Origin of the sequence: Bradyrhizobium sp. Cp5.3 (genome assembly GCF_000426265.1) — a bacterium.
GTDB classification, from domain to species: domain Bacteria; phylum Pseudomonadota; class Alphaproteobacteria; order Rhizobiales; family Xanthobacteraceae; genus Bradyrhizobium; species Bradyrhizobium neotropicale.
This window is the reverse complement of the sequence record NZ_AUFA01000004.1, coordinates 412,285-431,302: the sequence shown is the minus strand read 5'-3', so window position 1 is coordinate 431,302 and position 19,018 is coordinate 412,285. Positions and strand designations below refer to the sequence as shown.

19 protein-coding genes are annotated in these 19,018 nt (G+C 65.4%); 14 read left to right on the top strand and 5 right to left on the bottom strand.

Annotated features, from left to right (window positions below; all coding sequences use genetic code 11):
- Positions 1-163 precede the first annotated feature (163 nt).
- Complete coding sequence (gene serB / locus K289_RS0109760; RefSeq protein ID WP_027551336.1) at positions 164-1,069, bottom strand: phosphoserine phosphatase SerB; 906 nt, start codon at positions 1,067-1,069, stop codon at positions 164-166.
- An 11-nt stretch (positions 1,070-1,080) separates the two neighbouring features.
- Here serB and miaA point away from each other — a divergent pair, with 11 nt between their 5' ends.
- The 10 genes from miaA to K289_RS0109710 all read left to right on the top strand — a co-directional run bounded on the left by miaA (position 1,081) and on the right by K289_RS0109710 (position 10,723).
- Positions 1,081-2,013, top strand: coding sequence for a tRNA (adenosine(37)-N6)-dimethylallyltransferase MiaA (miaA, locus tag K289_RS0109755; protein WP_027551335.1), 933 nt, complete (start codon positions 1,081-1,083; stop codon positions 2,011-2,013).
- A gap of 512 nt (positions 2,014-2,525) precedes the next feature.
- Positions 2,526-4,301, top strand: coding sequence for an acetolactate synthase 3 large subunit (locus tag K289_RS0109750; RefSeq protein WP_027551334.1), 1,776 nt, complete (start codon positions 2,526-2,528; stop codon positions 4,299-4,301).
- A 4-nt stretch (positions 4,302-4,305) separates the two neighbouring features.
- Positions 4,306-5,289, top strand: a complete 984-nt coding sequence (locus tag K289_RS0109745) for a threonine dehydratase (RefSeq protein ID WP_027551333.1) — start codon at positions 4,306-4,308, stop codon at positions 5,287-5,289.
- A 23-nt stretch (positions 5,290-5,312) separates the two neighbouring features.
- Positions 5,313-5,855, top strand: a complete 543-nt coding sequence (gene ilvN, locus K289_RS0109740; RefSeq protein WP_027551332.1) for an acetolactate synthase small subunit — start codon at positions 5,313-5,315, stop codon at positions 5,853-5,855.
- Positions 5,856-5,858: 3 nt separating this feature from the next.
- Complete coding sequence (locus K289_RS0109735) at positions 5,859-6,548, top strand: class I SAM-dependent methyltransferase (RefSeq protein ID WP_027551331.1); 690 nt, start codon at positions 5,859-5,861, stop codon at positions 6,546-6,548.
- Between the two features lie 73 nt (positions 6,549-6,621).
- The gene (locus tag K289_RS0109730; protein WP_027551330.1) at positions 6,622-7,497 is read left to right on the top strand and encodes an EamA family transporter; all 876 of its coding nucleotides are present in this window, start codon (positions 6,622-6,624) and stop codon (positions 7,495-7,497) included.
- 7 nt (positions 7,498-7,504) lie between these two features.
- Positions 7,505-8,107 (top strand): LysE family translocator, encoded by a 603-nt coding sequence (locus tag K289_RS0109725; protein WP_027551329.1) that lies wholly within the window; start codon positions 7,505-7,507, stop codon positions 8,105-8,107.
- A 131-nt stretch (positions 8,108-8,238) separates the two neighbouring features.
- Complete coding sequence (gene ilvC / locus K289_RS0109720) at positions 8,239-9,258, top strand: ketol-acid reductoisomerase (protein ID WP_027551328.1); 1,020 nt, start codon at positions 8,239-8,241, stop codon at positions 9,256-9,258.
- 92 nt (positions 9,259-9,350) lie between these two features.
- The gene (locus tag K289_RS0109715; protein WP_027551327.1) at positions 9,351-9,569 is read left to right on the top strand and encodes a hypothetical protein; all 219 of its coding nucleotides are present in this window, start codon (positions 9,351-9,353) and stop codon (positions 9,567-9,569) included.
- A 305-nt stretch (positions 9,570-9,874) separates the two neighbouring features.
- Complete coding sequence (locus tag K289_RS0109710) at positions 9,875-10,723, top strand: SDR family oxidoreductase (protein ID WP_027551326.1); 849 nt, start codon at positions 9,875-9,877, stop codon at positions 10,721-10,723.
- 10 nt (positions 10,724-10,733) lie between these two features.
- Here the strand turns inward: K289_RS0109710 and K289_RS0109705 are convergent, their stop codons facing one another.
- Positions 10,734-11,354 carry a hypothetical protein gene (locus tag K289_RS0109705; RefSeq protein ID WP_035684329.1) on the bottom strand — a complete coding sequence of 207 codons (621 nt, stop codon included), beginning with the start codon at positions 11,352-11,354 and terminating at the stop codon, positions 10,734-10,736.
- Between the two features lie 279 nt (positions 11,355-11,633).
- Here K289_RS0109705 and K289_RS44150 point away from each other — a divergent pair, with 279 nt between their 5' ends.
- Positions 11,634-12,290 (top strand): TetR/AcrR family transcriptional regulator, encoded by a 657-nt coding sequence (locus tag K289_RS44150; RefSeq protein ID WP_035684327.1) that lies wholly within the window; start codon positions 11,634-11,636, stop codon positions 12,288-12,290.
- 326 nt (positions 12,291-12,616) lie between these two features.
- Positions 12,617-14,329 (top strand): sulfatase-like hydrolase/transferase, encoded by a 1,713-nt coding sequence (locus tag K289_RS0109695; RefSeq protein WP_027551323.1) that lies wholly within the window; start codon positions 12,617-12,619, stop codon positions 14,327-14,329.
- Between the two features lie 64 nt (positions 14,330-14,393).
- Here K289_RS0109695 and K289_RS0109690 read toward each other — a convergent pair whose 3' ends face one another.
- Positions 14,394-15,953: a glycine betaine ABC transporter substrate-binding protein gene (locus tag K289_RS0109690; protein ID WP_027551322.1), complete on the bottom strand. Its 1,560-nt coding sequence runs from the start codon at positions 15,951-15,953 to the stop codon at positions 14,394-14,396.
- Positions 15,950-16,732 carry an ABC transporter ATP-binding protein gene (locus K289_RS0109685; protein ID WP_027551321.1) on the bottom strand — a complete coding sequence of 261 codons (783 nt, stop codon included), beginning with the start codon at positions 16,730-16,732 and terminating at the stop codon, positions 15,950-15,952. The genes K289_RS0109690 and K289_RS0109685 overlap by 4 nt, the downstream gene beginning before the upstream one ends.
- Before the next feature lie 142 nt (positions 16,733-16,874).
- Between K289_RS0109685 and K289_RS0109680 the strand changes: the two genes are divergently transcribed.
- Together K289_RS0109680 and K289_RS0109675 are read left to right on the top strand one after the other, a co-directional pair.
- Positions 16,875-17,693 (top strand): ABC transporter ATP-binding protein, encoded by an 819-nt coding sequence (locus K289_RS0109680; protein ID WP_027551320.1) that lies wholly within the window; start codon positions 16,875-16,877, stop codon positions 17,691-17,693.
- On the top strand, positions 17,693-18,481 hold the full coding sequence (locus tag K289_RS0109675) for an ABC transporter permease (protein ID WP_027551319.1): 789 nt from the start codon (positions 17,693-17,695) through the stop codon (positions 18,479-18,481). Before K289_RS0109680 ends, K289_RS0109675 begins: the two co-directional genes overlap by 1 nt.
- 46 nt (positions 18,482-18,527) lie before the next feature.
- On the opposite strand, the gene K289_RS0109670 is transcribed toward K289_RS0109675, so the two are convergent.
- On the bottom strand, positions 18,528-18,977 hold the full coding sequence (locus K289_RS0109670; RefSeq protein ID WP_027551318.1) for a cupin domain-containing protein: 450 nt from the start codon (positions 18,975-18,977) through the stop codon (positions 18,528-18,530).
- Positions 18,978-19,018: the final 41 nt, after the last annotated feature.

The following is a 19,018-nucleotide window of genomic DNA, read 5'->3' as shown; positions in this document are numbered from 1 at the left end:
CATGCCCCGCGAAAGCGGGGCATCCAGTAGCTGCGGCCTCTCTGTATCCTCGCACTGTCTCTGGAATACTGGATCACCCGCCTGCGCTAAAGCTTCGGCGGGCCAGTACCAGAACCCCGGCGAAGCCTTGGCGTAGCCGGGTCGCGGGTGATGACGGCCGAGGTTAGCCCTCCACAAACTCCTCGCGCCGATACCCCTGCGCATAGAGCAGCGCGGTGAGATCGCCATGGTCGATCCGGGCCGCTGCCGCGGCGGCGACCGCCGGCTTCGCGTGATACGCCACACCCAGCCCCGCCGCCTGGATCATCGCGAGGTCGTTGGCGCCGTCGCCGACCACCAGCGAGTCGATATCGTCGAGATCGAATGACTCCATCAGGTCCACCAGCGTCGCGAGCTTTGCGGCGCGCCCGAGGATCGGCTCCTTCACCTCGCCGGTGAACTTGCCGTCGCGCACGACGAGCTCGTTGGCGCGGTTCTCCTGGAAGCCGATCCTGGCGGCGACCGCGCGTGTGAACAGCGTGAAGCCGCCGGAGACGAGGCAGGTATAGGCGCCGTGCGCGCGCATGGTCGCGACCAACTCGCGGCCCCCCGGGGTCGCCGTGATGCGCTTCGCCAGGACCTCGTCGACCACGTTGACGGGGAGGTCCTTCAGCAGGGCCACGCGCTCGCGCAAGGCCGGCTCGAACTCGATCTCGCCGCGCATCGCGCGTTCGGTGATGCCTGCGACACGCGCCTTCATCCCGACGAAATCGGCGAGCTCGTCGATGCATTCCTGGCCGATCATGGTGGAATCCATGTCAGCCAGAAAAAGCTTCTTGCGCCGGAAGCCGACCGGCTGCACGACAATGTCGATCGGGAGGTCGCCACGGATTTCGCGCAACCGCTCTTCGATGGCGTGACGGTCGCCTTCGAGGTTACTGTTGGCGCCGAAGGGAATGTCGACCGCGACCCCGTCGAACAGCCAGTGCGCCGGTTCTGCCTTGGGCAGCACGGCGCGGGCGCCGTCGACGATGGTGGAGTCGAGCGCGGGATTGGCAGGGTTGCAGATCAGCGTGGCGACGAGGGACATTTGAGGTTTTCGTGAGCGAGGGGCATCCGAGCAAGGCCGTGCTTATCGCAGGCCCGACCGCCAGCGGCAAGTCGGCGCTGGCGCTCGAGCTTGCGCTCGCCGCCGGCGGTATCGTCATCAATGCCGATTCCATGCAGGTCTACCGCGACCTGCGCATCATCACGGCGCGTCCCACGCGGGGTGACGAGGCGCGGGCGCCGCACCGCCTCTATGGTCACGTCGATGCGGCCGTGAACTTCTCGGCCGGCGCCTGGGTGACCGATGCGGCGAAGGTGCTCGAAGAAGCGCAGGCGCTGGGCCGCCTGCCGATCTTCATCGGGGGCACCGGGCTTTATTTCAAGGCGCTGACGGCGGGGCTCTCGGTGGTGCCGCCGATCCCTGCCGCGGTGCGTGAGGACGTGCGCGCGCGGCTGGAGCGGAACGGCGTCGAGGCGTTGCATGCGGAGCTCGCGGCCCGCGATCCGCGCGCCGCCGAGCGATTGAAGGTCCGCGACCGCACTCGCATAGCGCGCGCGCTCGAAGTGGTCGAGGCGACCGGCCGTTCGCTGCTCGACTGGCACCATGAGGGCCAGCCGCCGCTGCTGCCGAAGAACAGTTTTCGCGCGGTGTTTCTCGCGCCCGAGCGCGACGAGCTCTACGCCCGCATCGATGCTCGTTTCGACGCCATGCTCGGTGCCGGCGCGCTGAAGGAGGTGCAGCGGCTCGCCGATCGCCATCTCGATCCGCTGCTGCCGGCGATGAAAGCCCACGGCGTGCCGGTGCTGATCCGGCATTTGCGCGGCGAGCTTGGCCTGGAGGAGGCCGCAAGCATCGGCCGAGCCGACACCCGCCATTACGCCAAGCGCCAGTTCACCTGGTTCCGCCACCAGCTTCCGGAGTTCGAATGGGTGAAGCCGGAGGAGGCGAGGGGCTGGCTTGCCGCGGCGGCACGGGAGAGGGATTAGGGGCGTGTCCGGTCGTCGTTTCCGGTGCGCGCAAGGCGCGAGCCAGGCCCCCGCATCCCGAGATGGTTGTGGGGCGATGACCGCCGGCCAAGCCTCGCGCCACATCAGGGCCTGTGGTTATGGATTCCGGGCTCGATGCTCGGGCGTTGCGCTTCGCGCGATCCCGTCGCATCGCCCCGGATGACGGAGGATTGTTGGCGGTGCCGCAATTTCCCCCTCGCCGAACCGCGGGAACACCGCTACACTGCCAAAATCGCGTGGGAACGGCCGCTTTGCCTTGACATCCAGGCTTTGGTCGCTATGTTTCGCGCAACCTTTGGGAAGCCGGGCGCCCGCCATGCGTAACATTATTACCAAACTCCTTATCGCCGTCGTACCCAGGCACACCGCCGGGGGTGGCTAGCTGCCATCCACAAGACAGGCGGTGTGCATGGGCCCTCTTCGGGGCCTTTTTTATTTCCCGAACCCGACCAGAACGAAGCCGCTGACAACAGCGCATCCGGAGCAAGCCAATGAGCGACAAGAGCCACGATCCGAACCAGATGACCGGCGCCGCGATGATCGTTCGCGCGCTCATCGATCATGGCGTGAAGGATATCTTCGGCTATCCCGGCGGCGCGGTGCTTCCGATCTATGACGAGATCTTCCAGCAGAGCGAGGTCCAGCACATCCTGGTCCGCCACGAGCAGGGCGCGGGCCACGCCGCGGAAGGTTATGCGCGCTCGACCGGCAGGCCGGGCGTCGTGCTGGTGACCTCCGGCCCCGGCGCCACCAACATGGTGACGCCGCTGACCGACGCGCTGATGGATTCGATTCCGCTCGTCTGCATCACCGGCCAGGTGCCGACGCATCTGATCGGCAACGACGCGTTCCAGGAGTGCGACACCGTCGGCATCACGCGCCCCTGCACCAAGCACAATTGGCTGGTGCGCGACGTCAACGATCTCGCAAAAGTGCTGCACGAGGCCTTCTACGTCGCGACCTCCGGCCGTCCCGGCCCGGTGCTCGTCGACGTGCCGAAGGACGTGCAGTTCGCCACCGGCACCTACCATCCGCCGCGCAAATCCGACGTGCACCGGTCCTATGCGCCGCGCGTGAAGGGTGACGCGATGCAGATTCGCAAGGCGGTGGCGCTACTCGCCCACGCCAAGCGTCCCGTGATCTACAGCGGCGGCGGCGTCATCAATTCCGGTCCCGAGGCGACCAAGCTGCTGCGCGAGCTGGTCGAGGTTACCGGCTTTCCGATCACCTCCACGCTGATGGGGCTGGGCGCATATCCGGCGTCGGGCAAGAACTGGCTCGGCATGCTCGGCATGCACGGCACCTATGAGGCCAACATGACCATGCATGATTGCGACGTCATGCTGTGTGTCGGCGCGCGCTTCGACGACCGCATCACCGGCCGCGTCGATGCGTTCTCGCCGGGCTCGAAGAAGATCCACATCGACATCGACCCGTCCTCGATCAACAAGAACATCCGCGTCGACGTGCCGATCATCGGCGACTGCGGCAACGTCCTGGGCGACATCCTCCAGGTGTTCAAGGCAGAGGCGAAGAAGCCCGACATCAAGGCGTGGTGGCAGCAGATCGCGCAGTGGCGCGCCCGCAATTCGCTGTTCTACAAGAAGAGCAACGACGTCATCCTGCCGCAATATGCGATCCAGCGCCTGTTCGAGCTGACGCGCGGCAAGGATACCTACATCACGACCGAGGTCGGCCAGCACCAGATGTGGGCGGCGCAGTTCTTCGGCTTCGAGGAGCCGCACCGCTGGATGACGTCGGGCGGTCTCGGCACGATGGGCTACGGTCTGCCGGCGGCGCTCGGCGTGCAGGTCGCGCATCCCGACAGCCTCGTCATCGACATCGCGGGCGATGCCTCGGTGCAGATGACGATGCAGGAGATGTCGACGGCGGTTCAGTACGAGCTGCCGATCAAGATCTTCATCCTGAACAACCAGTACATGGGCATGGTGCGGCAGTGGCAGCAGCTGCTGCACGGCAACCGGCTGTCGCATTCCTACTCCGAAGCCCTGCCGGATTTCGTCAAGCTCGCGGAAGCCTATGGCGGCGTCGGCATCCAGGCGCACAAGCCTGCCGATCTCGACGGCGCCATCAAGGAGATGATCTCGGTCAAGCGTCCGGTGCTGTTCGACTGCCGCGTCGCGGCGCTCGAAAACTGCTTCCCGATGATTCCCTCCGGCAAGGCGCATAACGAGATGCTGTTGCCGGAACAGGCGAACGACGAAGCCACGGCGACCGCATTCGCGGGCGGCAAGGCGCTGGTGTGATGTGATGTTTGACCTGAAGGAGCTCGAGCGCGCACATGCGATCGTGGGGCAGGCGGTGCCGGCGACGCCGGCGCATGCCTGGCCCTTGCTCGCTGAGCGGCTCGGCACTGAGGTCGTGGTCAAGCACGAGAACCACACGCCGATCGGCGCCTTCAAGGTGCGCGGCGGCCTCGTCTATCTCGAACGGCTGAAGCGCGAAAGGCCGCACACGCCCGGCATCATTTCGGCGACGCGCGGCAATCACGGCCAGAGCCTGGCGTTCGCGGCCAGCCGGCATGGCGTGCCGGCCGTGATCTACGTGCCGCGCGGCAACTCGGTCGAGAAGAACCGGGCGATGAAGGCATTTGGCGCCGAGCTCGTCGAGCATGGCGAGGACTTTCAGGCCGCGCGCGAGGAGGCCGAGCGCCGCGCGCAATTCGCCGGCCTCCACATGGTGCCCTCGTTCCACCCTGATCTGGTGCTGGGCGTGGCGACCTATGCGCTCGAGCTGTTCAGGGTCGCGCCCGACCTCGACATTCTGTACGTGCCGATCGGGCAGGGCTCCGGCATCTGCGGCTGCATCATGGCGCGCGACCTCCTCGGCCTGAAGACCGAGATCGTCGGCGTGCAGTCGACCGAGGCGCCGTCCTACGCGCTATCCTTCGCGTCCGGCACGATCGTGACGACCGAGACAAGCAACACGCTTGCCGACGGCATGGCGACGCGCATCCCCGACGCGGATGCGCTCGCACTGATCCGCAAGGGCGCCTCCCGCATCGTCCAGGTTACGGACGACGAGGTCGCCTCCGCGATCCGCGCCTACTGGACCGATACGCATAATCTTGCCGAAGGCGCCGGCGCCGCCGCGCTCGCCGCGGCACTGCAGGAAAAGAGCAAGCTCGGGGGCAGGCGAGTGGGTCTCGTGCTCTCGGGCGGCAATATCGATTTCGATCTGTTCCGCCGCTGGGTTGGAACGGATGCGCCTTTAGCCCGGCCGGCGATGGCGTGACGAAGAGAATAAAGGGGACGACAATGAACCAGCCCGCATCCGCCTATTTCATCGAGGACCGCCACGATCCCAACGAGACGCACACGCTCGCGGTGCTCGTGCAGAACGAGCCGGGCGTGCTCGCGCGCGTCATCGGCCTGTTCTCGGGCCGCGGCTACAACATCGAGAGCCTCACGGTCTCGGAGACCGAGAGCCAGAAGCATCTCTCGCGCATCACCATCGTCACCACGGGCACGCCGATGGTGATCGAGCAGATCAAGCATCAGCTCGACCGCATGATCCCGGTCTACCGCGTCGTCGACATGACGCAGACCAAGCGCTCGATCGAGCGGGAACTTGCGATGGTGAAGGTGCGCGGAGAGGGCGAGCACCGGGTCGAAGCGCTCAGACTCGCGGACGCGTTCCGGGCCCGGGTGATCGATGCGACAACCGAGAGTTTTGTGTTTGAGATCACAGGCAATACCGACAAAATCAATCAATTTATCGACCTGATGCGCCCGCTCGGCCTCGTCGAGGTGTCGCGCACTGGCGTTGCCGCGATCGGCCGCGGGCCTGAAGGGATGTGAACCATGTTGGCGCGCGACTGGTACTACAACGAGCGGAACCGGATGGGCATAGAGCCCGCGGTGGCGTCGATCTATGACAATCATGACGACGCCGATCTGCGCGCGCGCGCCGCGCTGAAAATGCTCGGGGTACAGCGAGGCTGGCGCATAGCCGACATCGGCTGCGGCAACGGCGTGCTCGCGACCGAAGCCGCGCTGATGGGCGCCGAGGTCGACGCCATCGACATCTCGCCGGCGATGCTGGCGCTCGCTGAGATCTATGCCCGCGACCGCAAGGCGCCCGTGCGCACGCAATCGGCGGGCCTGCTCAGCTTCTCCTATCGGCCGGAATCCTACGACCTGATCGTCAGCGAGTTCACGCTGCATCATCTGCCGGATTTCTGGAAGGCGGTGGCGATATCGCGGATCTATCGCGCGCTGAAGCCCGGCGCGACCTTTTACCTGCGCGACATCGTCTTCGCCGCGATGCCCGACGCCGTCGAGCGCGACGTCGAGCAATGGGCCGACTTCCAGATCAAGAATCATGATTTCTCGCGCGAGGGCGTGGTGACGCATATGCGCGACGAATATTCCACCTTCGGCTGGGTCATGGAGCGGATGCTGACCGACGTCGGCTTCACGCTGGTCTCGGCCGACTACCACGCCCCCATGCACGGCACCTATCTGCTGCGCAAACCCAATCCTTCCACGTAATGGCCGAGCAGGCCCAGACGACAACAGAGCGGCACGACAGAGCAGAGCCAAGAAACAGCCAAGAACAAGAACAATGAAGCCGGCCGACATCCTCATCGCCGTCCTGGTGGCGATCATCTGGGGCCTTGCCTTCGTGGCGAGCCGGATCGCGCTCGACGAATTGTCGCCGGAGCTGATGACGGCGCTGCGCTTCATCATCGCCGCGGTGCCGTGCCTGTTCATCCGCAAGCCGAAAATCGCCTGGCCGCTGCTGATCGCGATCAGCTTCACGCTGTTCCTCGGCCAGTTCTTGTCTCAGGCCTATGGCATCGCCCATGGCGTGCCGGTGGGGCTCACCAGCGTCATCGTGCAGAGCCAGGCGCTGTTCACCATCGGCTTTGCGGTGCTCGCCTTCGGCGAACGGCCGACTCCGGTGCAGATGCTCGGCATTGCGATTGCAGCGGTCGGCCTCCTGATGATCTGCGGCACCGTCGGCTATGATTTCAGCGTCAGTGCCTTTGCAGTGCTGATGATCTCGCCGATCTCTTTCGCGATCGGCAATCTCCTCTTACGCGGCGCCCGTGGCGTGCCGATGTTCGATCTGTTTGCCTGGCTGTGCCTCGCCTCGGCCGTGCCGCTGTTCGCGCTGGCTCTGATCGCCAACGGCCCGGGGCCGACCTGGGCCTCATTGACGCATATGTCTCTAACGGTCGTTCTTTGCATGCTGGCGCTCGGCGCCATTTCCACCAGCATCGCCTATTGGCTCTGGGGTCGGCTGCTGCGCGATTATCCCGCCGCGCAGGTGGTGCCGTTCGCGCTCCTGGTGCCGTTCGTCGGCTCGGCCGCCTCCAGCATCGCGTTCGGCGAGAAGTTCGGGCCGCTGCGCCTCGCCGGCATGCTTACCGTCATCGGCGGCATCGCGGTGATGCTGCTGGCCCGGCGTCCGCAGACGCTGCCGAAGACAGCATGAGGTGAGCATGTCCCAGTCGCTGCTCTATGCCTTCATCATCTTTGCGGTCGTGATGTTCTTCACGCCGGGGCCGAACAACATCATGCTGCTGTCGTCGGGGCTGACCTACGGCTTCCGCCGCACCATCCCGCACATCGCCGGCATCACCATCGGGTTTGCCTTCATGGTCGGCGCCGTCGGCCTCGGGCTTGGCACCGTGTTCCTGGCCTATCCTATCCTCCAGACCATCCTGAAATATGCCGGCGCCGCCTATCTGATCTATCTTGCCTCTGCGATCGCCCTGTCCGGGCCGACCAAGCCGGGGGAGGGGGACGGTCGCGGCCCGATGACGTTCTGGGGCGCGGCGATGTTCCAGTGGATCAACGCCAAGGGCTGGGTGATCGTGATCGGCACTATCACGGCCTATGCCGCCATCGCCCGGTTTCCGGTCAACATCGCCATCCAGACCCTGATCAGCCTGCTGGTCGGTACGGTCTCGACCGTGGTCTGGGCCCTGTTCGGGACCGCGCTGCGGCCGGTCCTGACCTCGGAGCGGCTGGTCCGCGCCTTCAATATCCTGATGGCGATCCTGCTGCTCGCCTCCCTCTACCCCGTCTTCATGGATGCATGATGCCGCAGATTTCCATGCAGAAACGGGTTTCCCAGGGGCCCTAAAATGCTCTAGACAGCCCCCGAAATCCGTCAATTTCACCGTCCGAGACCGTCCATCGGCCGATTCCGGCCCCCAATGAGGAAACGACTATGCGTGTTTATTACGATCGCGACGCCGACCTGAACCTGATCAAGGGCAAGAAGGTCGCCATCGTCGGCTACGGCAGCCAGGGCCACGCCCATGCGCTGAACCTGAAGGACTCCGGCGTCAAGGAGGTGGCGATTGCGCTGCGCAAGGGTTCGGCCTCGGCCAAGAAGGCGGAGAACGCTGGCTTCAAGGTGATGGAAGTCGCCGAAGCCGCCAAATGGGCCGACCTCGTCATGATGCTGACCCCGGACGAGCTCCAGGGCGACATCTATCGCGAGCACCTGCACGACAACATGAAGAAGGGCGCTGCGCTCGTCTTCGCGCACGGCCTCAACGTCCACTTCAACCTGCTCGATCCGCGCGCCGACCTCGACGTGCTGATGATCGCCCCGAAGGGTCCAGGCCACACCGTGCGCTCGGAATATCAGCGCGGCGGCGGCGTGCCCTGCCTGATCGCGATCGCCAAGGACGTCTCGGGCAACGCCCATGACCTCGGCCTGTCCTACGCTTCCGCCATCGGCGGCGGCCGCGCCGGCATCATCGAGACCACCTTCAAGGAAGAGTGCGAGACCGACCTGTTCGGCGAGCAGGTGGTGCTCTGCGGCGGCCTGGTCGAGCTGATCAAGGGCGGTTACGAGACCCTGGTCGAAGCCGGCTACGCCCCGGAGATGGCCTATTTCGAGTGCCTTCACGAAGTGAAGCTGATCGTCGACCTGATCTATGAAGGCGGCATCGCCAACATGAACTACTCGATCTCCAACACCGCCGAGTACGGCGAGTACGTCACCGGTCCGCGGATCGTGACCGCCGAGACCAAGGCCGAGATGAAGCGCGTTCTCGCCGACATCCAGGGCGGCAAGTTCGCCCGCGACTGGATGCTCGAGAACAAGGTCAACCAGACCTCGTTCAAGGCGACCCGCGCCAAGCTCGCCCAGCACCCGATCGAGGAAGTCGGCGCCAAGCTGCGTGACATGATGCCCTGGATCAAGAAGGGCGCGCTGGTCGACAAGTCGAAGAACTGAGGCTTGCGTTCCCCGGATGCAGCGCAGCACTCCTGGCGATGCGAAGCATCGTTCAGTGTGATGCGCTGCTGATCCGGGGTCCACGCGGCTAGATGGATCCGGCTCTGCGGCGCATCGCTGACGCGCTGCACCGCGTCCGGGACAAGAGGGTGAAACAAGAGCTTCACTCGCCAAACCAAATATTAAACCTTCGCGACTACAACCGGAGCGAGATCGCGAGCAGCGCTCTCGCTCTTTCCTTCTCGGCGCAAGCGCTGGTGCTTCATTCAAATTCTTCGATGTTGAAGCGCGGCATGAAGTCCAAGAATTGACGCTTAAAGCACATTCTTGAGCTCGCGCTGTTTCTGAGGCCTTTGCCTCCCTTCTCCAACCTTCAAAAGACCAGCGACATCAGAGTCTAGGATTCGGCTCTTCATCCTCGCTGTAATCATTCGCGAGACATGCGCGAGGGCGGCTTCGCGCAGCACATCATCTTAAGAGCTGACGTTCGCGCGCGCTTCTTGACCTCGATCGCGGATTCGAGAGGACGCGCATCTGGCCCGCGCGATGGGCGGGCAGCGTTGCACTCTGTTCCCTTTCCCCTACATGATCCCTGGAGATTGAGGGGGAGGACATCATGCGATCTGTCGTCATCACCGGCGCATCCACCGGCATTGGCTGGGCCACCACAAAATTCCTGATCGAGCGCGGCTTCCGCGTTTTCGGTAGCGTACGCAAGCAGGAGGACGCGGACCGGCTCAAGGCCGAGCTCGGCGCCAACTTCACGCCGCTCCTGTTCGACGTCACCGATGAGGCTGCGGTGTTTGCTGCGGCGCGGCAAGTGCGCGAGGCGCTGGGCGGTGAGACGCTCGCAGGTCTCGTCAACAATGCGGGGGTCGCGGTCGCCGGCCCCGTCCTGGAATTGTCCGCCGACGAATTCCGCCGGCAGATGGACGTCAACGTCATGGGGCCCGTTATTGCGACCCAGGCGTTCGGCCCGCTGCTCGGCGCCGATGCCTCGCTCAGGGGGCCCAAGGGCCGGATCGTCATGATGAGCTCGGTCGCCGGCAAGAACGGCAACCCCTTGATGGCGCCTTACTGCACCTCGAAGCACGCCGTCGAAGGGCTGTCGGAAAGCCTGCGCCGCGAGCTGATGCTGTATGGCATCGACGTCGTCATCATCGCGCCAGGCGCGGTGAAGACGCCGATCTGGAGCAAGGCGGAGCAGTTCGACGTCTCCGCCTATCAGAACTCGCCCTATTTCCCAGTGCTCAACAGGCTGATGGCGTTCATGAGCAAGCTCGCCGAAAGCGGCCTGCCGGCCGAGCGGATCGCCGAAATCGTGTTCGAGGCGCTCACCGCCGCGAGACCCAAGGTGCGCTACCAGATCACGCCGGACCCGATGCGGCACCTGATGGGGGCGACGCTGCCCAAGCGCGCCCTCGACCGCATCATCGGCAAGCAGCTCGGCCTGGTGTCGCGGTGAGACGGGCGTACTAGCCGGCCGCGACCGTTCGTCCGCGCGGGTGTGCGGCCATTGCGATCATGCGCAGCGCCATCACGGCGAGCAGCGGCAGCAGGAAGGCCGCGTAGGGCGGCATCGCCGGCACGCGCATGCCGAACGACACCATGAACTGGAACCAGAGATAATAACCGCCGACAAGGTGGAGCGCGCGCCAGGCGCGCGGTCCGATCAGCGCCGCCGTGCGGTCGAACGAGGTCGCGCTCATCGCGATGATGAAGGTGTAGCCAATGCCGCCGAAGATGAATGAGGCGGCCGAGGTCGCCGCCGCAAAGCCGACGGGGTCCATCTTGGCGAACGCGATGATCGCAACCGCGTGGATGGCGTGAGAGGCGGCGAAGCTCAGGCCGAGGTAGCGCCGGTTGCGGCGCTGCCAGTGCGTCCAGGCGTTGGGCCAGAGCCGCGCCAGCGCCGCGGCGCCGAAGGCGAGGCAGAACAGGAGGAGCGAACTGCGCGCCGTGAAGCGGATCACCATCCGCACGCCCTCGATCTCGAACTGCCGCATCGAGGCGATCCACAGGCTCAGGGCGACCAGACTGAGGGTGAGGGCGGCGAGCAGCCGCCAGCCTTCGAGCCAGCTTCGACGTTGCGTCATGACGATGATCCTCTCCGCTATGTAATCATTGATTACATTTTGGCGAGAAGCGATCGTCAACGGTGTAATCGCCGCTTACATTCACGTTCGTGTGATGGTAGAAGAAGAGGAACGATGCGGCCGCAGCCGTGCTGCACCTCTCCCGCTTGCGGGGGAGGTCGGCGCGAAGCGCCGGGTGGGGGCTTTCTCCACCCAGGGAGTCTTCGTCGTGGCGCTACCCCCACCCCAGCCCACCCCCGCAAGCGGGAGAGGGAGCCTACTTCCGCCGTGACTCTCAGAATGTCCAAATCCGCCCATGCAACTCCGAAGCGTCGCGCCAGCCGCCGCACCCCTGAAGCCCGGCCTTACCACCATGGCGACCTCCGCCGTGTCCTGATCGATGCTGCGCTGCAGCTGGCGGCGGAGGGCGGCGAGGTCTCGGTGCGCGAGGCCGCACGCCGCGCCGCGGTGTCGCCGGGGGCACCGTTCCGGCACTTTCCCAATCGCGATGCGCTGATGGCCGCGGTGGCGGAGGAGGCGCAGCGGCGCTTTCGCGCCGAGATCGATTTGGCGCTGACGGAGGCGCCAACCGACCCACTTGCCCGCTTCCGCGCGTTCGGCCTTGCCTATGTGCGCTGGGCGATGCGCAATCCCGCCCACTTCGAGATCATCTCGACCGGTCGTTACTTCGTGCACAGCAGCTCCGCCGAGTTGACGCGCGACAATGCCGAACTGGTCGCGCTGACCGAGCGGATGCTGACCGAGGCGGCGGAGCAGGGCCTGTTGCGGTCGGCTGATCTCAAGCGCATCCAGATCGCCGGCCGCGCCCTGGTCTATGGCTTTGCCAGGATGAACCTCGACGGCCATTTCCCGCGCTGGGGGGTGGAGGAGGGCGAGATCGAGCGGATGGCGGAGGGGGTGATTGACCTGTTCATCGCGGGGATCGCCAAGCGCTAGCGCCCGAGTGACTCTGCCCGATCCTCATGGTGAGGAGGCGAGCAGCGCCGTCTCGAACCATAGAGGCCCCGGCTCCGGGCCTCGCCCTTCGAGACCGCCGCTTCCCGGGCTCCTCAGGGTGAGGGGATGGAGCGAGGTGTGCGGCGCTTCGCCGCTCGCTAACATTAAGCGAAGGTCGAAGCGGTGCCCGCGTTGCGTGTCCGTGACTGTTCCGTTACAATTTTGTGACACGGCGCGCTCCGGCGGCGCTGGACGCCCTGGCCGTCAATAGGCCGGCCAGACGGCTTGGCATCACCGCGCCGGACTTTAAGTTTAGCGTGTCGTCGATGGCGTCCGCGCCCAATCCAGGCCCTTCCGCCGCGACCGCTGTGTTGGCGAGCGTTGCCGCACTCGGCATCTGGCGCCTGCTGGCGGTCGCCGCTCCACACCTCGCGGCCCTCGCGCTGATGTACGAGACCGAGACCGATTTCGGCTCGCGGCTCTCCTTCGTCCTCGCCTGGGGTATCCTCAACTTCTTCTGGATCACGCTGCTGCGGCGGCCCGCGCTGTCGGGCGCGTTGTCACTGACCATGGTCGTCGTGCTCGTGCTGCTGTCGCGGCTCAAGCACGACGTCGTGCAGATGACGGTGAACTTCATCGACCTGATGATGATCGACCGCGACACCGTCGCGTTCCTGTTCACGATTTTCCCGAACCTGCGTTGGTCGGTGATCGGGGCCGGCCTCGTCACGCTGCCGCTGATGTATGCGCTGTGGTGGCTCGATCCGTTCCGCATCCGCCGCCTGCCGGCGCTCGCCTGCAAGCTCGCCTGTCTCGCAGCTCTGGTCGGTTACTCCGTCTATCATCCTGACGAAGCCTGGCGCGGCTATTACGATGACGGCTATCTCTCGAAATTCTTCCGCTCCGGCGTCACCGCCGTCTCCGACTTCGTGCAATACGGCTTTATGGAGTCCGCGGCGTCCACCAATGAGCGGCTCAACATGCCGCTGGTCGATTCCTGCCATCCTGCGGGCCGTCGGCCGAACATCATCATGATCCATGATGAATCGAGCTTCGACATCCGCGCCGCGCAAGGCATCAAGGTGCCGCCTGGCTATGGCAGCCATTTCAAGTCCTATGACGGCAAGCAGCGCACTTTCCTCGCCGAGAGCAATGGCGGGCCGAGCTGGTTCACCGAATACAACGTGCTCGCGGGTCTGTCCTCGCGCTCGTTCGGCCGCTTCGCCTACTTCGTCACCCGTCTCGCGTCCGGCCGTGTCGAACGCGGCCTGCCGCTGGCCCTGCGCCGCTGCGGCTACGACACCATGTCGCTCTATCCCGCATACGGCGGTTTCATGGGAGCGCGCAGCTTCCAGCTCACCACCGGCATCGAACGCTTCTACGACGCGAAGGATCTCGGCGCCAAGGACGTCGAGCCCGACTCGTTCTTCTACGACAAGGCGCTTCAGCTGATGGGCCAGCGGCCGCCGAACAAGCCGCTGTTCACCTTCGTCTATCTCGGCGCCAATCATTTCCCCTGGGAGACGCGCCTCCGCCCGGACCTGATGCCGAACTGGCGCGCGCCCGGCAATACGCCCTCCATCGACGAATATCTGCGCCGGCAGGCGATGAGCGCCGAGCAGTACAAATCGTTTATTGCAGGTCTGAAGAAGACGTTCCCGGGCGAGCCCTTCCTGATCGTGCGCTACGGCGACCATCAGCCGGAATTCGCGCCCCATATCCTCGAGCCCGGGCTCGACGAAGGCAGCATCGGCAAGAAGCTCGACGACTATGATAAACGCCTCTACGCGACCTATTACGCGATCGACGTCGTTAATTTCGAGCCGATGAAAAGCAAGGCGGTGATGGATACCATCGACGGCGCCTATCTGCCGCTGGTGATCCAGGAGGCCGCAGGCATTCCGCTCGACCCATCCTTCGCCGAGCAGAAGGAGATCATGCTCCGCTGCAACGGCGCATTCTACGGCTGCAAGGACGGCGCGGAGGCGCGCCGTCTCAACCGGCTGCTGATCGATGCGGGGACGATCCGGGGGCTTTAGCGCTGCTGGTCCGATCTGCTGGGCCCGCGAGCGACGCTCTCTAACCGTCACCTTGAGGTGCGAGCTACTGCCTGTGGATCTTCTCCCACAGCCACATCGCCACCGCATCGGGCGATGAGTTCGCGTCGTTGCCGCTGGCGCGCAAATTCGCTTCGCGCATGGTGGCGATGTCGATCTTGCCGAGCAGTGGCTTCAGCGCCGCCTGCAAGCGCGCGTCGCCGGCGCGCTTCGGCGCCAACAGCAGGATGGCATCGTAAGGCGGAATCGCGTGCCTGGGGTCGTCGAGCGTCACGAGGTCGTATTTCGCGATCAAGCCGTCGCTGGTGTAGCCCGCGATCACGTCGACCTCGCCGCTTGCGACTGCCGCATACATGAAGTCCGGTTGCATCTGGCGTTGGGCTTGGAACGCGAGGCCGTAGGCCTGCTGCAGCGCAGCCCATTCCGGACGCGAGAAGAACTCGTAGTCGCCGGCGATCGACATTGTCGATGCATGTGCGGCGAGATCGGCGATGGTGCGAATATGAAGCGCCTCGGCGCGTTTCCTCGGCATCACCAGCGCATAGGCGTTCTCGAAGCCGAGCTCGCCGAGCAGGGTGATGTTGTCCTTGGCAAGCGCCGTCCTCAACTCCGATAACAGCTCTGCGCGCGGCTTGATGTCGGTGCGATGCAACTGGTTGGCCCAGAGCGTGCCGGAATAGTCGACATAGAGATCGATGTCGCCGGCCTTCAGCGCCTCGAAGATCACGTTCGAGCCGAGGCCGGAGCGTGTGGTCGCAGGCAGGCCTGCCGCCTCGAGGCGTTCCTTCATGAGCGCTGACAACACATATTGCTCCGCAAATGTCTTCGCGCCGACGACATAGCTCGATGAGGAGCGCCCCATCGACGGCACCAGCGTCGCAATCACCAGCGCTGCAAGGCCGACGCCGCCGAGCCCCGCGCGCAGGCGGCTGCGGTTGCGCAGGCCGCTCTCGATCAGGCCGAGCAATTGGTCGACGGCGAGTGCCAGCAGGGCAGAGGCAAAGCAGCCGAACAGCACGAACACCCAGTTCTGCGTCTGGAGCCCTGCGAAGATGTAATTGCCGAGGCTGGTCTGTCCGATCGGCGTCGACAGCGTCGCCGTCCCGATCACCCACACCGCGGCGGTGCGGATGCCGGCCATCATCACCGGCAGCGCCAGCGGCAGCTCGACCATGACGAGCGACTGTCGCGCGGTCATGCCGACGCCCTTGGCGGCCTCGAGCAGGGCCGGGTCGATGCCGTTCAGCCCGGTGATGCCGTTGCGCAGCACCGGCAGCATCGAATAGAGCGCCAGCGCCAGCATCGCCGGCAGGAAGCCGAACGCGGAGAAGGAGACGCCGAACCAGGCGAGCGTCACCGAGGCCGCCGCCAGCAGCAGCGGATAGAACAGCGCGAGCAGCGCCAGTCCGGGGACGGTCTGCACGATGCTCGCAAGCGCGAGCAGGACGCCGCGCGGTGCCGGGCGGTTGCGCGTCAGGATCGCCAGCGGCAGGCTGACGATCAGTCCGAGCGCCAGTGCGGCGAGGCTCACCCGCACGTGGTTGCCGAGATAATCGGGCAGATGCGCCAGCGCCTCGCCCCAGCGTGGATCGGTGAGGAGGCTCATGCCGGGCCATCCTGCGGCAACAGCGCGTTCAGCCGCTCGACCTGGCGCCGTGGTGTACGCAGGAGCTCGAGCACATAGGCATCGCCGCTGCGGGCGAGCTCAGCCGGCGTGCCCTGCGCCAGCAGCTTTCCGCTCCGCATCACCGCGATGCGGTCGGCGAGCAAGATCGCTTCCGTCATGTCGTGCGTGATCATGACGGTGGTGAGCCCGAGCTTGCGGTGCAGGTCGCGAAAATCCTCGCCGAGCGCATCGCGGGTGAGGGGATCGAGCGCGCCGAACGGCTCGTCCATCAGCACGATGCGGGGACGTGCAGCGAGCGCTCGCGCCACGCCGACACGCTGGCGCTGGCCGCCGGAGAGCGCTTCTGGCAGTCGGTCGCGGTGGGCGCCGCGGTCGAGCCGCACCAGCCCCAGCAGCTCGTCGACGCGCGCGGCAATCTCCGGCGCCGGCACAGCCAGCAGTTTTGGCGTGATCCCGATATTGTCGGCGACGCTCAGATGCGGGAAAAGTCCACCGCTCTGGAACACGTAGCCGATCCGGCGCCGCAGCGCGACATGGTCGACCGTGCCGATATCCTCACCCTCGACCGTGATCGTGCCGCCATTCGCCTCGATCAGCCGGTTGGTCAGCCGCAGCAGCGTCGTCTTGCCCGAGCCAGAGCCGCCGACCACCGCCACAAACTCGCCCTCGGCGATGTCGAGCGATACGTCGTCGACGGCCACGACGGGGCCGAAATTCTTGGTGACGTGCCTGTAGCTGATCGTCGGCTTGGAAAGCATTGGTGGCGGGCTCACTCTTGCTCGCCCTCCCCCTCCAGGGGAGGGTGAAGAGCGACGAGGCTTATGCGTACCACGCTTGGCGGCTTGATTGAACTTGGCCGCGCGAGAGGCTAAGCCATCGATCAAGGTTCGGAGGAAACACATGACAACGCCCACGGCGGTGGCGCTCGAGGACGCGAAGGTCGCGTTTCGGCTGGCGGACGAGCGAATCTATACGGCGGTGGAGAAGGCCCACCTCACCGTGGCGCAGGGCGAGTTCGTCGCCATCGTCGGTCCGACCGGCTGCGGAAAATCCACGCTGCTCAACGTCGCGGCGGGCCTGCTGAAGCCGGCCGCCGGCAGCGTCAAGATATTTGACCGGCCGCTTGCCGGCCTCAATCGCGATGCCGGTTACCTGTTCCAGGCCGACGCGCTGTTTCCCTGGAAGACGGCGCTCGACAATGTCGCGATCGGGCTCGAGATCAAGGGCACGCCGCGCACTGAGGCGCTGCCGCGCGCGCAGAAATGGCTTACCTCGGTCGGCCTCGGCGCGTTCGCGGGCCGCTATCCGCACATGCTCTCCGGCGGCCAGCGCAAGCGCGTCGCACTGGCGCAGGTGCTGATCCGCGATCCAAAAATTCTCTTGATGGACGAGCCGTTCGGGCCGCTCGACGCGCAGACCCGGCAGGTGATGGGTAATCTCCTGCTCGACCTCTGGAGCGCCGATCGCAAGGCCGTGCTGTTCGTCACCCATGACCTCGAAGAGGCGATCGCGCTCGCCGACCGTGTCGTCATCATGTCGGCGGGGCCGTCCTCGCGCATCATCGGCGACTGGCGCGTGACGCTGCCGCGGCCCCGCGACATCTTCGAGGTGCGGCTGGACAGGGAGTTTCACGCACTCCATCGCGAGATCTGGAGCGTGCTCAAGGACGAGGTGATGAAGGGCTACGCCCAATCCACCCAAGCGGCGGAGGCGGTCTGATGTCGCGTCTGACGCTGCTTGCACTGCAAGTCCTGGTTGCCGTCGTCTGCATCGTGCTGTGGCAGGTGCTGTCGACTGTCCCTGTGTTCGGCAAGATCCTGCTGCCCCCGTTCTTCTTCTCCAACCCGGTCGACGTGTTCAGCCAGATCGTGAAGTGGTTTGCGAGCGGCGTGATCTGGAAGCATCTTGCGATCACGCTCTGGGAATCCATCCTCGCCTTCGTGATCGGCTCGCTCGGCGGCGTCCTGGTCGGCTTCTGGTTTGCGCGGCAGCCGACGGTCGCCGCGGTGTTCGACCCCTATGTGAAGATGGCCAACGCGCTGCCGCGCGTGGTGCTCGCCCCGATCTTCGCCCTGTGGCTCGGTCTCGGCATCTGGTCCAAGGTCGCGCTCGGCGTGACGCTCGTGTTCTTCATCGTGTTCTTCAACGTCTATCAGGGCGTCAAGGAGGTCAGCCGCACCGTGCTCGACAATGGCCGCATGCTCGGCATGAGCGAGCGGCAGTTGATGCAGCACGTCTATTGGCCGTCCGCATTGTCGTGGATGTTCTCCTCGCTGCACACGTCCGTCGGCTTCGCGGTGGTCGGCGCCGTCGTCGGCGAATATCTGGGGTCGGCGGCGGGGCTCGGCTATCTGATCCAGCAGGCCGAGGGCGTGTTCGACGTCGCGGGCGTTTTCGCCGGCATGTTCGTGCTGTCGGCCTTCGTCATCCTGATCGACACGGGCGTCACGCTGGTAGAGCGGCGCCTGCTGGTGTGGCGGCCGACGGCAGCCGACGGGCGCGGTTAGCGCAATGAGGCCCGCGCGTCAGCGCGAGCCCGATGGCGCGAAGGCTTTAGTCCAGAAGCTTGGTGTCATCGGGCGCCTGCGGCGGCGTCTTGATCGCGATCGCCTTCACCTGCCCGCTGATCGGCTTGGTGCCGCCATGCGCCGTCCCCTTCGGGATGATGACGAGGTCGCCGGGTTTCACCGTGACTTCCTTGTCGCCGAGCCAGATCGTCCCGGTCCCGTCCAGGATGTACTGGATCTCGTTGGTGTTGGGATGCATGTGCTTGGGCACATTGCCGACCTGGATCGAGATGGTGGCGCCGTCGGCGCTCATGAACATCTTGGAGCGGTAGCCGACATTGTTGGCGGGCCCGAGCGCGTCGCCTTCCATCTCGCTGGTGTGGATGATTTGTGCGTTGACGTTTTCCGCAGCGAGCGCCGGCCGGAGCAGGTGTGTCGCGCCGCATCCGGCGGCAAAGGCGGCGGCCATCGAAACGGCGGCGGCGATACGGTTCATGGATAGTCCTCCCATCTGGAATTGTTCTTGTGCCGTCATGC

Coding starts and splice junctions, on each gene's coding strand:
- serB (WP_027551336.1), bottom strand. CDS start 1,069: ATGTCCCTCGTCGCCACGCTGATCTGCAACCCTGCCAATCCCGCGCTC.
- K289_RS0109750 (WP_027551334.1), top strand. CDS start 2,526: ATGAGCGACAAGAGCCACGATCCGAACCAGATGACCGGCGCCGCGATG.
- K289_RS0109745 (WP_027551333.1), top strand. CDS start 4,306: ATGTTTGACCTGAAGGAGCTCGAGCGCGCACATGCGATCGTGGGGCAG.
- ilvN (WP_027551332.1), top strand. CDS start 5,313: ATGAACCAGCCCGCATCCGCCTATTTCATCGAGGACCGCCACGATCCC.
- K289_RS0109735 (WP_027551331.1), top strand. CDS start 5,859: ATGTTGGCGCGCGACTGGTACTACAACGAGCGGAACCGGATGGGCATA.
- K289_RS0109730 (WP_027551330.1), top strand. CDS start 6,622: ATGAAGCCGGCCGACATCCTCATCGCCGTCCTGGTGGCGATCATCTGG.
- K289_RS0109725 (WP_027551329.1), top strand. CDS start 7,505: ATGTCCCAGTCGCTGCTCTATGCCTTCATCATCTTTGCGGTCGTGATG.
- ilvC (WP_027551328.1), top strand. CDS start 8,239: ATGCGTGTTTATTACGATCGCGACGCCGACCTGAACCTGATCAAGGGC.
- K289_RS0109715 (WP_027551327.1), top strand. CDS start 9,351: ATGGATCCGGCTCTGCGGCGCATCGCTGACGCGCTGCACCGCGTCCGG.
- K289_RS0109710 (WP_027551326.1), top strand. CDS start 9,875: ATGCGATCTGTCGTCATCACCGGCGCATCCACCGGCATTGGCTGGGCC.
- K289_RS0109705 (WP_035684329.1), bottom strand. CDS start 11,354: ATGACGCAACGTCGAAGCTGGCTCGAAGGCTGGCGGCTGCTCGCCGCC.
- K289_RS44150 (WP_035684327.1), top strand. CDS start 11,634: ATGTCCAAATCCGCCCATGCAACTCCGAAGCGTCGCGCCAGCCGCCGC.
- K289_RS0109695 (WP_027551323.1), top strand. CDS start 12,617: ATGGCGTCCGCGCCCAATCCAGGCCCTTCCGCCGCGACCGCTGTGTTG.
- K289_RS0109690 (WP_027551322.1), bottom strand. CDS start 15,953: ATGAGCCTCCTCACCGATCCACGCTGGGGCGAGGCGCTGGCGCATCTG.
- K289_RS0109685 (WP_027551321.1), bottom strand. CDS start 16,732: ATGCTTTCCAAGCCGACGATCAGCTACAGGCACGTCACCAAGAATTTC.
- K289_RS0109680 (WP_027551320.1), top strand. CDS start 16,875: ATGACAACGCCCACGGCGGTGGCGCTCGAGGACGCGAAGGTCGCGTTT.
- K289_RS0109675 (WP_027551319.1), top strand. CDS start 17,693: ATGTCGCGTCTGACGCTGCTTGCACTGCAAGTCCTGGTTGCCGTCGTC.
- K289_RS0109670 (WP_027551318.1), bottom strand. CDS start 18,977: ATGAACCGTATCGCCGCCGCCGTTTCGATGGCCGCCGCCTTTGCCGCC.